Below are 13,213 nucleotides of genomic sequence, written 5' to 3' on the forward strand. Positions count from 1 at the left end.
CGGTCCCCTCCGCCCGCCCCATCGCCCAGGCACAGCGCCCCACGGACGCCCCCGAGGATCCCGTCATGAACACCCGCCAGACCCTCCGTCGCTGCAGCCGCACCCTGAGCCGTGGCGCCGCCCGGCCCAACGTGCTGTTCGGCGGCGTCTACGGAGCCGTCCTCGCCAGTTCCATGGTCGCCGCGCTCACCCAGTACGGGCGCTCGTCACGCGCGGACCGCCTGTACGACGCCAAGTGGCTCCTGATCACCGCGTTCGCCTCGGCCCTGGCGCACGGGTACGCGCACCTCATCGCCCGGCGCGGGGACGAGACCCACCACGGGGCGCTCGCCGCGGTGCGGGCGCTCGCCGAGGAGTGGCCGCTGCTCCTCGCCACCCTGCCGACGCTCGTGATGCTCTTCGGGGCGGGGCTCGGCTGGTGGAACTACTCGGGGATCGAGTACGTCGCCCTCGGCTTCAACGTCGCCCTGCTCTTCGGCTGGGGTCTGACGGCGGCGCGCGTCAGCGGCCTGACGTGGGCCCGGTCGCTGTTCCTCGGCCTGGGCGACGCGCTGCTCGGCCTGATCGTCGTCGTGGCGAACGCACTGATCAAGTAACAGGCCGAGCACGGCAACGGCGGTGCGCGTCAGGGCGCGGCGTGCGCGGCCATGACGTGCTTGATCCGCGTGTAGTCGTCGAAGCCGTAGCGGCTCAGGTCGCGGCCGATGCCTGACTGCTTGTATCCGCCGTGGGGCATCTCGGCCAGGACCACCTGGTGGCAGTTGAGCCAGACGCAGCCGAAGTCCAGCTCGGCGCTCAGTCGCATGGCGCGCCCCAGATCGGCGGTCCAGACGCTGGACGCCAGGCCGAAGTCGACGCCGTTGGCCAGAGCGATCGCCTCTTCCTCGGTGTCGAAGGGCTGGACGGTGACGACGGGGCCGAAGACCTCACCCTGCACCACGTCGTCGTCCTGCCGGACGCCGGAGATGACGGTGGGCGGGAAGAAGTACCCGGGACGGTCGAGGCGCGTACCCCCTGTCTCGACGTGCGCGTGCTCGGGGAGCGTGGCGATGACGGACTCGACGCGTACTGCGTGGGCGACGCTGTTGAGAGGGCCGTAGAAGGCGTCCTCGTCCGGCGCACCGGTCGTCGTGTCACGTGCGGCATCGACGAGAGCCGTCAACAGGGCGTCGTGGGCCTCGCGTTGGACCAGGATCCGGGTGACGGCGGTGCAGTCCTGGCCGCCGTTGAAGAAGGCCGCGTCGGCGAGGGCACGGGCCGTGCGAACGGGGTCGACGTCGGCGAAGACGACGGCCGGGGCCTTGCCGCCCAGCTCCAGGTGGACGTTCTTGACCTCGCGGGAGGCCTCGGCCATGACCTCGGAGCCGGCCCGGGTGCTGCCGGTGATGGCCACCATGTCGACGTCCGGGTGGGCGACGAGCGCGCGTCCGGTGTCCCGGTCACCGCACACGATGTTGACGACGCCCGGCGGGAGGACGCGCGCGGCGAGTTCGCCGAGCAGGACGGTCGACCAGGGGGTGGTGTCGGACGGCTTGAGGACCACCGTGTTGCCCGCGGCGAGCGCGGGGCCGAGCTTCCACACGGCCATCATCAGCGGATAGTTCCAGGGCGTGACCTGGGCGACGACGCCCACGGCCTCGCGGCGGACGTACGAGGTGTGGCCCTCCGCGTACTCGCCGGCGGCGACGCCCTCCAGGACCCGGGCGGCGCCCGCGAAGAAGCGCAACTGGTCGGCGCCACGGCCGACTTCGAGGGTCCGGGTCGTCTCGCGCGGCTTGCCGGTGCTGCGCACCTCCACGTCGACCAGCCGGTCCGCGTGCTCGGTGACGAGGTCGGCCAGGCGCAGGAGTGCCTCCTGCCTCTGGGCCGGGGTGCTCCGGCGCCAGGCGGGCAGGGCGCGCCGTGCGGCGGCCACGGCCGCGTCCACGTGCGTGGCGGACGAGCGGGGCGCGGTGCCGTAGACCTCTCCGGTGGCGGGGTTCGTCAGCTCCATGCGGTCGGCGACCTCGGCGCTGCGGCCGTCGACGATGTTGTGCAGGGTCAGGTCAGACATGGCAGCTCTCCTTGCGCAGGGAGTCGACGGTGACGCCGGGGGCGAGACGCCCGTCGGTCACCTTCAGCTCGATGAGGGCGGCCTTGCCGCTGTCGAGGGACCGCTGGAGCGCGGGCCCGAACTCGTCCGTGACGGTGACGGTTTCGCCGTGGGCGCCGAAGGCACGGGCGTACGCGGCGAAGTCGGGGTTGCCGAGGCCGGTGCCGCTGACCCGTCCCGGGTAGGCCTGCTCCTGGTGCTGGCGGATGGTGCCGTACTTGGCGTTGTTCAACACGATGATCAGCGGCTTGGCGTTCTCGGCCACGGCGGTGGCGAGCTCCTGACCGTTCATCAGGAAGCAGCCGTCACCCGCGACGGAGACGACCCGGCGGTCCGGATCGTGGATCGCGGCGGCCACGGCGGCGGGTATGCCGTATCCCATGGACCCGTTGCGCGGGGCGAGTTGGCGTGTGCCGTCGTGGTAGGTGAGGAAGCGCTGCGCCCAGATGGCGTGGTTGCCGGCGCCGAAGGTGACGACGGCGTCCGCGGGGAGCCGGTCGTCGAGCGTGGCGAAGACGGTGGCCAGGTCGAGCGGATCGCCCTCCGGGGCCGGGGTGCGGAACGCCAGATGGGCGGCCCTGTCCTGCTTGGTCCGCACGGCCCACGGCAGGGGGGTGCCAGGGCGCAGGGTGCGCACCGCGTCGGCGAAGGCCTCAGGGGCGGCGAGCAGGGTGAGTTCGGCGGGGTACAGGGCGCCCGGCGGCTGTGGTTCGGGCAGCACCTGGACGAGCCGCGGTCCCGTGCCGTCGGTGGGGAGCAGCGTGAATCCGTCGGTCGCGACGTCACCCGGTGCGGTCCCGACGGCCAGCAGCAGGTCGGCCTCGCGCACCCGCCGGGCGAGCGCGTCGTCGCGTCCGTAGCCGAGCGGACCGACGTACACATCGGACTCGTTGTCGATGAGGTCCTGGCAGCGGAAGTCCACGGCCACGGGAAGGGACCACGCCTCGGCCCAGTCCCGTACAGCGGTGCGGGCGTCCGGGGTCCAGCGGCCGCCGCCGAGGAAGAGGATCGGGCGTTCGGCCGTCGTCAACAGCCGTTCCATATGAGCGAGTTCGGCCGGGGTCACGCCGCCGCCGGGGACGGGCAGCGGGGTGGCGTCGGCGACGCGGACGACGTCCGTGAGCATGTCCTCCGGCAGGCCCAGGACCACGGGTCCCGGCCGGCCACTGGTCGCGACGGCGAAGGCGCGGGCGACGTACTCGGGGATGCGTGCGGCGTCGTCGATGGTCTCGACGAGCTTGGCGCTCGCGCCGAACGTGCCGCGCAGATCGAGCTCCTGGAAGGAGGCGCGGTCGGTGTGGCCGCGCGGCACCAGCCCGATGAAGAGGACCATCGGCGTGGCGTCCTGGTACGCGGTGTGCAGGGCGACCAGCGCGTTGGTGGCCCCCGGGCCCCGGGTCGTGAAGCAGACTCCGGGGCGCCCGGTGAGCTTTCCATGGGCCTCCGCCATGTAGGCGGCGCCGCCTTCGTGGCGGCAGACCACCATGTGGACGGGGGCGTCGTGCAGGGCGTCGAGCGCGGCGAGGTAGCTCTCGCCGGGCACGCCGTAGACGGTCTCGACGCCGTGTGCGGACAGCTGGTCGATGAGGACCTGGCCGCCGGGACGGGCGGGGTGGTGCTGGGTCATGCGGTGGCCTTCTGAGGTGCGGAGGTGTTCTCGGACGGGGTGGCGGACCGGCTGCCGAGCAGCGGGCCGGCCAGGAAGGAGCCGGCCGCGGTGCAGGCGGCGATGAGGACGAGGAGGAGGGCGACGCCCCAGGACGCGCCGTCGGTGACGCCGGTCAGCCAGGCGGCGAGCAGCGGGACGAAGCCGCCGAGGACACCGGAGAGGTTGTACGACATGGCGACGGCGCTGTAGCGGAAGGTCTCCGGGAACAGGTCCGTGACGACGGCGCCGATGGTGGCGTACGGGATGGAGATGACGGCGACGCCGAGCGTCACGCCGAGGATGACGAGGGCGGTCTGGCCGGTGTCGACGAGCCAGAAGACGGGGAAGGCGACCAGGACGGACAGCACACCGCCGACGGCACACACCTTCCAGGGGCCGACGCGGTCGGCGATCCGGCCGCCGATGTAGATCACGACCATCTCGGCCACGGCGGCGAGGAGTGTGGCGTTGAGCATCACGGACTTGGCGATGCCGAGCTGTTCGGTGCCGTACGAGATCATGAAGGTGGTCAGCAGGAAGAAGCCGCCGATGCCGAGGAAGGCCGCGAGCACACTGATGATCATGCGGCCCCAGGTCTTGCGGAAGGCCTCCACGAGGGGTGCGGGCGCGGGGCCGTTCTTCTCCGCGTCCTCGATCATGGCGCGGAAGACCGGGGACTCCTCGATGCGCAGGCGCAGGTAGAGCGCGAAGACGAGCAGGCCGAAGGCGGCGAGGAACGGGATGCGCCAGCCCCACGCGTAGAAGGCGTCGTCGGGCAGCAGGCCGACGAGGGCGAAGGCGCCACTGGAGAGCAACGTGCCGACGGGCGAGCCGAGTTGGGGCACCGCGGAATAGGTTCCGTGCTTCTCCTTCGGCGTGTGTTCCAGGGTCAGGAGCATCGCGCCGCTCCACTCCCCTCCGACCGAGATGCCCTGCACGAAGCGGAGTACGGCGAGCAGGACGGGGGCCCAGATGCCGATGGTGTCGTACGACGGGAGGAGGCCGATGCAGCCGGTGGCGACGCCCATCATGACGACCGTGATGATCAGCGCGGCCTTGCGTCCGTAGCGGTCGCCGATGTGGCCGAAGATCGCGGCGCCGATGGGCCGGGCCGCGAAGCCGACGGCGAAGGTCACGAAGGAGGCGATGGTCGCCGTCGTGGCGTCGAGCGAGGGGAAGAACAGCTTGTTGAAGACGAGCGCGGCCGCGGTGCCGTAGAGGAAGTAGTCGTACCACTCCAGGGCGGTGCCGATGAACGCGGCGGACAGGAGGCGCTTGATGTCGGCGGCGCCGGCGACGGTGCGGCCTGTCGGCGGCGTCGTGCTGTTGGAGCTCACGGAATCTCCCGGGGGACGGTGACCGCTGGGCGGTCGGGGGACGGTGGAGCGGGGAGGGTGCCTCAGGAGGAGGCGGTCAGGCCGAGCGGGTCGTGGGCGACGGTGCCGCCGACGGAGGTGGCCAGGATCCGGATCGCACCGATGCGGTCCGGCGAGACGCGGGTGGGGTCGGCGTCCAGAACGGTGAAGTCGGCCAGGTGCCCGGGGCGGAGGACGCCCTTGCGGTCGCCGTAGCCGGTGGCGTGCGCGGAGCCGACGGTCCAGGCACGCAGGGCGGCGAGTGCCGTGACGCTCTCGTCCGCGCCATAGGCGGCGCCGGTCTCGGTGAGGCGTTCCACCATGGACTGCATCGCGGGCAGCGGGGCGCCGGGAGCGACCGGCCGGTCGGAGCTGCCGGGCACGACAATGCCCAGGTCGAGCAGGGAACGCAGGCGGTACGACCATGGGGTGCGCTCCGGCCCGAGCGCCGCCGCCATGGCGTCTCCGAAGGCGTACAGGAAGTTGTGCTGCGGCACGGGTACGGCACGCAGCTCGGCGAAGCGGGCCAGCTGATCGGGGCGTACGACGCCGGCGTGTTCGATCCGGTGCCGGACGTCGGGGCGTGAGTGGGCGCGTTGGGCGCGGGCGAAGGTGTCGAGTGCGAGGTCGACGGCCCGGTCTCCGATGGCGTGGGCCGCGACGGTCCAGCCGGCCCGGTGGGCGGCCACCACGGTGTCGGCCATGGCCTCGGGATCGCCCTGGAAGTACCCGGTGGCGGAGGTGTCGTGGGGGCAGCCGCAGAACGGTTCGGTGACGGCGGCGGTGCGGCCGAGCAGCGAGCCGTCGAGGAAGATCTTGACGGGGCCCAGCGAGAGCCGGTCGTCGCCGAAGCCGGTGCGCATGCCGAGGTCGAGGCCGAGGGTGATGGCGTCGTCGGCGTGAGCGGTGAGCGGGTGCAGCACGTCGGATGCGGCCATCACCTGCGCCCGGGTGTGCAACGCGCCGCTGTCGCGGGCGAGTTGGTAGGCGGCCAGCTCCACCGGGCTGTGCCCGATCCAGCCGCCGCCGATGCCGGCCTCGGTGAAGCTGGTGATGCCCTCGGCGAGGTAGTGCCGGGTGGCGGCGCCGATGGCGTCGGCGAGGGTGGCCACGCGGTAGGGCAGCACCTGGCGTTGCACGAGCTGCTGCGCGGTCTCCTCGAGGAGTCCGTTGGGCCGCCCGTCCGCGTCCCGGGCGACGACACCGCCGGTGGGGTCGGCGAACCCGTCGGCGAGCGCGCCGGCCTTCTCCAGAACGGGTGAGTTGACGACGCAGGCGTGCCCGGAGGTGTGCTTGAGCCACACGAGGCGGCCGCCCGCCGCGCGGTCGAGGGCGTCGCGGTGCGGCTGGACGCCACCGAGTTTGTGGTGGTCGAGTCCGGCGCCGATCACCCACGCGTCCGGCGGCATTCCCTCCGCGTGGTCGGCGACGGCGGCGTACACCTCGTCCACCGACCGGGCCTTGGACAGATCGAGCTGGGCGAGGGTGAGGCCGAACCACGCGGTGTGGCAGTGGGCGTCGTTGAAGCCGGGGACGAGAGTGGCGCCACCCGCGTCCAGGACGCGGCGCGCGGGCAGGTCTTCGACGTCGTCGTCGAGTCCCGCGATCCTGCCGTGCAGGACTCCCAGGGTGCGGGCGGTGGGCCGGTCGTCGTCGAGGGTGAGGATGCGCGCGTTGCGCACCAGCAGATCGAGGAGCATGGGGTGGGTCCGTCCCTCAGGCGAAGTGGTGCAGTTGAGCGAGGGGCAGTTCGGTGACGGCGTCGGTTCCGGTGGGGACGTCGTCGACCAGGACCGGCGCGGGCTCGCGCGGCACGTGGACGCGAGGCGTGGCGGTGTTGTGCAGCATGTCGGCCCGGGTCAGGCCGCGTGCGCCGGCGATCGGCGCGTACTGCAGACCTTGCGGGAGTGCGGCGCGGGCGGCCCGGTCCTCCAGGGCGGCCTGCGCGACGAAGATCCGCGAGAGACGTGCGGGGGCGTCGCCGAGCGCTCCGAAGTACGGGCGGTAGGTGCGGGGCTGGGTCAGGCGGGTGGAGCCGGAGCCCGATCCGGTGTTGCCCCAGGCCACGAAGCCGCCCTTGACGACGAGTTCGGGCTTGGTGCCGAACCACGCTGGGTGCCACAGCACGAGGTCGGCCATGCGGCCGGGCTGGAGGGAGCCCACCTCGTGGGCCAGGCCGTGCGCGATCGCCGGGTTCAGGGTGATCTTCGCCAGGTAGCGCAACGCCCGTGCGTTGGCGGCGTGTTCCACTCCCGCGGCGCCGCTCGCGAGGGCCTGCACATGGGCGAGCTGCCAGGTCCTGCGCACGGTCTCGGCCATCCGGCCCATGCCCATGGAGTCGGAGTTGACGATGCTGATCGCGCCCAGGTCGTGCAGGGCGTTCTCGGCGGCGATGGCGTGGCCTCGGATGCGGCCCTTGGAGATCTCGACGTCGCTGGGCGAGTGGTGGTTCTGCCGGTGGACCGTCATCGTCATCGGGAACAGCTCGCCGACGGTGTTGGCGGTGTACGGAACCGTCGGGGTGGTCGACGAGGGAAGCACGTTGGGCTCGGAGAGGATCTCCAGGAGGTCGGGGTGACCGCCGCCGCCCTCCACGTGGTAGGCGTGCACGGTGCGGCCGCGGGTGGCGCCGATGGTGTCGCGCAGATAGCCGGACTCGTTCATCGAGTCGGTGTGCATGGCGACGGGCAGGTCCGCCTGTTCCGCGGCGCCCAGGCACGTTTCGATGATGCGCGGGGTGGCCCCGAAGTCCTCGTGGATCTTGAAGCCGCCGGCGCCCGCGAGTACGGACTCGTCCAGCAGGGCGCGCGAGGTGGAGGAACCCCGGGCGAGGAAGGCGATGTTGAGCGGGGTGCCGCGCCAGGACGCCATCAGGGTGTGGAGGTTGTGCGCCGGGTTGCAGCCGATCTCCCACACTCCGCCGAGGCCCATGCCGACGAGCGTGGTGACTCCGGCGGACAGCGCGGCGGGCGCCACCTCGGGCGAGGAGAGGTGGACGTGGCTGTCCACCATGCCGGGGGTGGCGATCAGGCCCTCGCCCGGGATGACGGAGGTGTGCGAGTCGATGGCGAACTCGACGTCCATGACGTCCGGGTTGCCGACTCCGCCGACGGCGACGATCCGGCCGTCCTTGATGCCGATGTCTGTCTTGCGGACGCCGAGCACCGGGTCCATCAGGACCACTCCGGCGACCACCATGTCGAGCGCGGAGTCCCGCTCGAAGCGCGGCGACGCCAGCAGTCCGTCGCGGACCGTCTTGCCGCAGCCGCCGAGCAGTTCGTCGCCCGGCGTGCCGTCGTCCTGCTCCACCTCGACCCACAGACAGGTGTCGCCGAGCCGGATCCGGTCGCCGGTCGTGGGCCCGTAGAGGGCGTTGTACGTGCGGCGGTCGACCTGTGTCATGACGCCTCCTCATGGCGTGCCGTCACCACGTCGACTTCGCGTACGGCGCCTGGTTCGAAGGACAGTGCGGTGCCCGCCGGGATGTCGAGCCGCATTCCCGCGGCGGCCTCGCGGTCGAGCTCCAGGGCCGCGTTCGCCTCGGCGAGCGGGTAGTGCGAGGACAGGTAGACGGTGCGGTCTCCGTTGTTGCGGACGGTCAGCCTTGAGCGGAGCCTGCCCGTGTTGATCAGGACCGGGTCGGGTGCGGTGCGGACGGCGCCCGGCCCCGGCTCCCCGCTCCCGGCCACGGTGGGGATCGGGTGGTCGATCGCCACCAACGACGTACCGCTCGGGAACAGCGCCTCGACCTGGATCGTGGTGACCATCTGCGGCACCCCGTCCATGACGTCGTCCTCGGTGAGGACCTTGCGGCCCGCCGCGATCACTTCGTCGAGGGTCAGGCCGTCCCAGGCGGCTTCGAGAACCTCGTCGCAGATCAGGGCGATCGCCTCCGGGGCGTTCAGCTTCCGCCCGCGCGCCCTGCGGCGGCGCGCGAGTTCCGCGACGGTGAACAGCTGGATCCGCTCCAGCTCGCGAGGGGTCAAATGCACAGTTTCCCGGCCCTCCATACGGTGAAATTCCGGCCACGGCCTGCCGGACACTCCAAGAATTCACGGGGTGTGGCGCGAAGCCAACGTTGATTTGGCGCCGATGGGGCGGCCAGGATTGTGCACATGAACAGTGAGTCGATCCTCTTCCCGCCCCCGGATCCCCGGGTCACCGAGCTGGCCCGGCGCTGCCTGGAGGACATCGACAGCCTTGTCGGCCTCTGGGTGGAGTGCGTGCGGCCGGTCCGTGCCTCCTATGCGGACCGTGTCTCGGAGGAGGAATTCCGCGCCACGGCGTGGGAGGCGTTCGAGTTCCTGCTGCGCACGGTCGCCCGGCTGCCCCTGTCCGAGCGCATCGCCACCGTCTCCGAACGGGTCGGGGAGCGACGTGCCCGTGAGGGTGTCCCGCTGGACTCCCTCCTCGAGGCGGCGCGCCTCGACTTCCGCGTCGTCTGGGCGGCTCTGGTCGAAAAGGCGGACGAGAAGGACAAGGCCGAGCTGGTGACGTCGGCGTACCACGTGTGGGAGGCCGTGGAGAAGCACGTCACCGGCATCATGACGGCGTATCAGCGCACCATCCTGGACATGGGGCGCCGCGCGGCGGACGAGCGGCGCATGTGGTTCGCCCGGCTCCTGGACAGCGAGGGCCGCAATCCGACGGTGGTGCGGGACGCGGCACTCGCCCTCGGCTTCCAGGCCGACGACCGGTTCCTGTGCGCGGTGGCGCCGCCGCAGTACGGGGCGGGCCTGCGCAGGACCGCCACGGCGCTGCGCACCGCGGAGACTCCTGTCCAGTTGCAGGAGGTCGCCTCGGATCTGGTGCTCGCCGTGCAGCTGGGCCGGCGCACCACGGCGGACTCCGTGCTCGCGCTGCTCCAGGAGACGCCGTGCGGGGTCGCTTCCGCCGCGGCGGGCCTTGCCTCGGTGCCTCGTGCGGTGGTGCTCGCGACGGCCACGGCGCGCGTGCTGCCGTCGCACGCCGTGGGCCCCCGTCGGCTTGAGGACAGCTGGCTCGATGTCCTGGTACAGCGAGCCGAGGGCTTCGGGCGGGATCTCGCCGACGACGTCCTCAGCGGACTCGACGCGGAAACCGTGCCCGCCGGAGAGACGAGGCGCCTCCTCGATACCGTACGGTCGCATCTGGCCGGGACCGGGTCCGTCGCGGACACCGCGGCCGCCCTGTACTGCCATCGCAACACGATCCAGCAGCGGATCAACCGGTTCGCCGAGCTGACCGGCCGCGATGTGCGGCGCCCCGAGGACGCCGCTCTGGTGGCCCTCGCCCTGCGCGCCCGTGACCAGCACGAGAAGGACCACCGGCCATGAACAGCAAGCATGTGGCGTTCGACGACCTCGACCGCAAGATCGTCGCGGCCCTGATCGCCAACGCCAGGACGAGTTTCGCGGAGATCGGCGCGGCCATCGGCCTCTCCGCCACCGCCGTCAAGCGGCGCGCCGACCGGCTGCGCGAGAACGACGTCATCACCGGATACACCGCCACGGTCCGGCCGGCCGCGCTCGGCTGGAGCACCGAGGCGTTCGTCGAGGTGTACTGCGACGGCGCGGCGCCGCCCCGTCGGCTCGCCGAAGTCGTGCGCAACCATCCGGAGATCACCTCCGCGATGACCGTGACGGGCGGCGCCGACGCGTTGCTGCACGTCAGGGCCACGGACGTCGGCCACTTCGAAGAGGTGCTCGAACGCATCAGGGCCGAGCCGTTCATCCGCAAGACGATCAGTTACATGGTGCTTTCCCACCTGCTGCCGGACAGTGCCGAGGCCGGCGCCCGCGAGCCCGCCCCCGACGACGCAGCAATCCAACGCTGACCTCCCATTTTGCGCAGCATTCCTGCGGGCCTACGCATTCAACTGGTCTTGTCGAGCGTGACCGCCGCTTCCTACCGTGGAGACACCCTCTGATCGTCGTCCCGCAGGAAGCGGAGGTACCCGTCTGTGCCCAGGCGCTATCTGGTGTGTGAGCCCAGATACTTCGACGTTCACTACGCCATCAACCCGTGGATGCGCGACGACGTGCGGGTCGACACCGCCCTCGCCCTCGCGCAGTGGCAGAACCTGATCGACACCTACCGCGCGCACGGGCACACGGTCGAGACCGTGCCGCCGGTCCCGGGCCTGCCCGACATGGTCTTCGCCGCGAACTCGGCGCTCGTCGTGGCCGGCCGCGTCCTCGGCTCGAACTTCCACGCCGAGCAACGCCGACCGGAGTCGGCGGAGTACGAGACATGGTTCAAGGCGGCGGGCTACGACGTCCACCACCCGGCGTCGGTCTGCGAGGGCGAGGGCGATCTCGTACCGGCGGGCCGCTACGTACTGGCGGGCAGCGGATTCCGTACGACTCGCGCAGCGCACGACGAGGCGCAGGAGTTCTTCGGCGTACCGGTCATCGGACTGCGTCTGGTCGACCCGTACTTCTACCACCTGGACACCGCGCTGTTCGCCCTCGACGACCCCGACGATCCCGACGGCGGCACCATCGCGTACTACCCGCAGGCGTTCTCGGCCGGGAGCCGCGAGGTGCTCGCGCGGCTCTTCCCGCGTGCCGTGCTCGCCACCCGCGACGACGCGATGGCCTTCGGCCTCAACTCCGTCTCCGACGGCCGGCACGTGTTCGTCGCCCCCCAGGCCACCGGGCTCATCGCACAGCTCGACCACCGCGGATACGTCCCTGTCCCCGTCGACCTCTCCGAGTTCCACAAGGCCGGCGGAGGCATCAAGTGCTGCACCCAGGAGATCCGTTCATGACCGTCGCCCCCGTCAAGGCCCCGCGTTCCTCGGCCGAGCTCATCAGCGCCGAGACGCCGGTGCTCGCGCACAACTACCACCCCCTGCCCGTGGTCGTCGCCCGCGCCGAGGGCACCTGGGTCGAGGACGTCGAGGGCCGCCGCTACCTCGACCTCCTCGCCGGATACTCGGCCCTCAACTTCGGCCACCGCCACCCGGCCCTGATCGAGGCCGCCCACCGCCAGCTCGACCAGCTCACACTGACGTCGCGTGCCTTCCACAACGACCGTCTGGCCGGCTTCGCCGAAGGCCTCGCGGAACTGACGGGCCTCGACATGGTCCTGCCGATGAACACGGGCGCCGAGGCCGTGGAGAGCGCCGTCAAGGTCGCCCGCAAGTGGGCGTACGAGGTCAAGGGCGTCCCCGCGGACCGGGCGACGATCGTCGTGGCCGACGGCAACTTCCACGGCCGCACGACCACGATCGTCAGCTTCTCCACCGACGAGTCGGCCCGCGCCGGGTTCGGGCCGTTCACGCCGGGCTTCCGCGTGGTCCCCTACAACGACCTGGCCGCGCTCGAAGAGGCGGTCGACGAGACAACGGCGGCCGTCCTGCTCGAACCCATCCAGGGCGAGGCCGGAGTCATCATCCCGGACGACGGCTATCTCACCGGGGTACGCGATCTGACGCGGCGGGCCGGCTGTCTGTTCATCGCCGACGAGATCCAGTCGGGCCTGGGTCGCACGGGCCGTACGCTCGCCGTCGACCACGAGGCCGTACGCCCCGACATGCTGCTGCTCGGCAAGGCGCTCGGCGGTGGCATCGTGCCCGTGTCGGCGGTCGTCGCGGGCCGGGACGTCCTCGGGGTGCTGCGGCCGGGCGAACACGGCTCCACGTTCGGCGGGAACCCGCTGTCCGCGGCGGTCGGCTCCGCCGTCGTCGACCTGCTCGCCACGGGCGAGTTCCAGCGCCGGGCAGCCGATCTGGGCGAGGTGCTGCGCGCCGGGCTCGAGGCCCTGACCGGCAAGGGCGTGACGGGCTTCCGGGCTCGCGGGCTGTGGGCGGGCGTCGACATCGACGCGTCCATCGGAACGGGGCGCCGGATCAGCGAACTCCTCCTGGCCGAGGGCGTCCTGGTCAAGGACACCCACGGCTCGACGATCCGTCTGGCGCCGCCCCTGACCATCACCCGCGAGGAGCTGGAGTCGGCGCTCGCCGCGCTGGGGAGGGTGCTGGGCTAGCCCATGGGCCCCTGGGCCGGCCCTGGGACCCGAGGACACGGCCCGGCCGCCATCACCGGTGACCGGGCCGTGACCTCGGGCTCAGCGTGGGAGGGACCGCTCTCCGCTCTCCCCGATCGAAACCGGTGTGTGTCGCCATGGCCGACA

11 protein-coding genes are annotated in these 13,213 nt (G+C 71.8%); 5 read left to right on the plus strand and 6 right to left on the minus strand.

Going from position 1 to position 13,213, the window contains the following annotated elements:
* Positions 1-65 precede the first annotated feature (65 nt).
* Positions 66-596: a hypothetical protein gene (locus OG758_RS05505; protein ID WP_326708894.1), complete on the plus strand. Its 531-nt coding sequence runs from the start codon at positions 66-68 to the stop codon at positions 594-596.
* A 29-nt stretch (positions 597-625) separates the two neighbouring features.
* Here OG758_RS05505 and OG758_RS05510 read toward each other — a convergent pair whose 3' ends face one another.
* The 6 genes from OG758_RS05510 to OG758_RS05535 form a co-directional block, all read right to left on the minus strand.
* Positions 626-2,053 carry an aminobutyraldehyde dehydrogenase gene (locus OG758_RS05510; protein ID WP_326708895.1) on the minus strand — a complete coding sequence of 476 codons (1,428 nt, stop codon included), beginning with the start codon at positions 2,051-2,053 and terminating at the stop codon, positions 626-628.
* Positions 2,046-3,719 carry a thiamine pyrophosphate-dependent enzyme gene (locus OG758_RS05515; RefSeq protein ID WP_326708896.1) on the minus strand — a complete coding sequence of 558 codons (1,674 nt, stop codon included), beginning with the start codon at positions 3,717-3,719 and terminating at the stop codon, positions 2,046-2,048. Before OG758_RS05515 ends, OG758_RS05510 begins: the two co-directional genes overlap by 8 nt.
* The gene (locus OG758_RS05520; protein WP_326708897.1) at positions 3,716-5,077 is read right to left on the minus strand and encodes an MFS transporter; all 1,362 of its coding nucleotides are present in this window, start codon (positions 5,075-5,077) and stop codon (positions 3,716-3,718) included. Before OG758_RS05520 ends, OG758_RS05515 begins: the two co-directional genes overlap by 4 nt.
* A 62-nt stretch (positions 5,078-5,139) precedes the next feature.
* A complete protein-coding gene (locus OG758_RS05525; protein WP_326708898.1) occupies positions 5,140-6,795 on the minus strand; it encodes an amidohydrolase in 1,656 nt (551 codons plus the stop codon).
* A gap of 16 nt (positions 6,796-6,811) precedes the next feature.
* Positions 6,812-8,497 carry an urease subunit alpha gene (locus tag OG758_RS05530; RefSeq protein WP_326708899.1) on the minus strand — a complete coding sequence of 562 codons (1,686 nt, stop codon included), beginning with the start codon at positions 8,495-8,497 and terminating at the stop codon, positions 6,812-6,814.
* The gene (locus tag OG758_RS05535; protein ID WP_326708900.1) at positions 8,494-9,087 is read right to left on the minus strand and encodes an urease subunit gamma; all 594 of its coding nucleotides are present in this window, start codon (positions 9,085-9,087) and stop codon (positions 8,494-8,496) included. Before OG758_RS05535 ends, OG758_RS05530 begins: the two co-directional genes overlap by 4 nt.
* A 123-nt stretch (positions 9,088-9,210) precedes the next feature.
* Here OG758_RS05535 and OG758_RS05540 point away from each other — a divergent pair, with 123 nt between their 5' ends.
* The 4 genes from OG758_RS05540 to rocD all read left to right on the plus strand — a co-directional run bounded on the left by OG758_RS05540 (position 9,211) and on the right by rocD (position 13,066).
* On the plus strand, positions 9,211-10,410 hold the full coding sequence (locus OG758_RS05540) for a PucR family transcriptional regulator (RefSeq protein ID WP_326708901.1): 1,200 nt from the start codon (positions 9,211-9,213) through the stop codon (positions 10,408-10,410).
* On the plus strand, positions 10,407-10,910 hold the full coding sequence (locus OG758_RS05545) for an Lrp/AsnC family transcriptional regulator (protein ID WP_266570529.1): 504 nt from the start codon (positions 10,407-10,409) through the stop codon (positions 10,908-10,910). Before OG758_RS05540 ends, OG758_RS05545 begins: the two co-directional genes overlap by 4 nt.
* A gap of 144 nt (positions 10,911-11,054) precedes the next feature.
* Positions 11,055-11,846, plus strand: coding sequence for a dimethylargininase (gene ddaH / locus OG758_RS05550; RefSeq protein WP_382061591.1), 792 nt, complete (start codon positions 11,055-11,057; stop codon positions 11,844-11,846).
* A complete protein-coding gene (rocD, locus tag OG758_RS05555) occupies positions 11,843-13,066 on the plus strand; it encodes an ornithine--oxo-acid transaminase (protein ID WP_326708903.1) in 1,224 nt (407 codons plus the stop codon). The genes ddaH and rocD overlap by 4 nt, the downstream gene beginning before the upstream one ends.
* The last annotated feature ends 147 nt before the right edge of the window (positions 13,067-13,213 follow it).

This window comes from Streptomyces sp. NBC_01474 (assembly GCF_035918215.1).
Taxonomy (GTDB): Bacteria; Actinomycetota; Actinomycetes; order Streptomycetales; family Streptomycetaceae; genus Streptomyces; species Streptomyces aureus.

Excerpts from the sequence above, each read along its gene's own strand:
- OG758_RS05530 (WP_326708899.1), bottom strand. The coding sequence starts at position 8,497 with ATGACACAGGTCGACCGCCGCACGTACAACGCCCTCTACGGGCCCACG.
- OG758_RS05540 (WP_326708901.1), top strand. The coding sequence starts at position 9,211 with ATGAACAGTGAGTCGATCCTCTTCCCGCCCCCGGATCCCCGGGTCACC.
- OG758_RS05510 (WP_326708895.1), bottom strand. The coding sequence starts at position 2,053 with ATGTCTGACCTGACCCTGCACAACATCGTCGACGGCCGCAGCGCCGAG.
- OG758_RS05545 (WP_266570529.1), top strand. The coding sequence starts at position 10,407 with ATGAACAGCAAGCATGTGGCGTTCGACGACCTCGACCGCAAGATCGTC.
- OG758_RS05515 (WP_326708896.1), bottom strand. The coding sequence starts at position 3,719 with ATGACCCAGCACCACCCCGCCCGTCCCGGCGGCCAGGTCCTCATCGAC.
- OG758_RS05525 (WP_326708898.1), bottom strand. The coding sequence starts at position 6,795 with ATGCTCCTCGATCTGCTGGTGCGCAACGCGCGCATCCTCACCCTCGAC.
- rocD (WP_326708903.1), top strand. The coding sequence starts at position 11,843 with ATGACCGTCGCCCCCGTCAAGGCCCCGCGTTCCTCGGCCGAGCTCATC.
- OG758_RS05505 (WP_326708894.1), top strand. The coding sequence starts at position 66 with ATGAACACCCGCCAGACCCTCCGTCGCTGCAGCCGCACCCTGAGCCGT.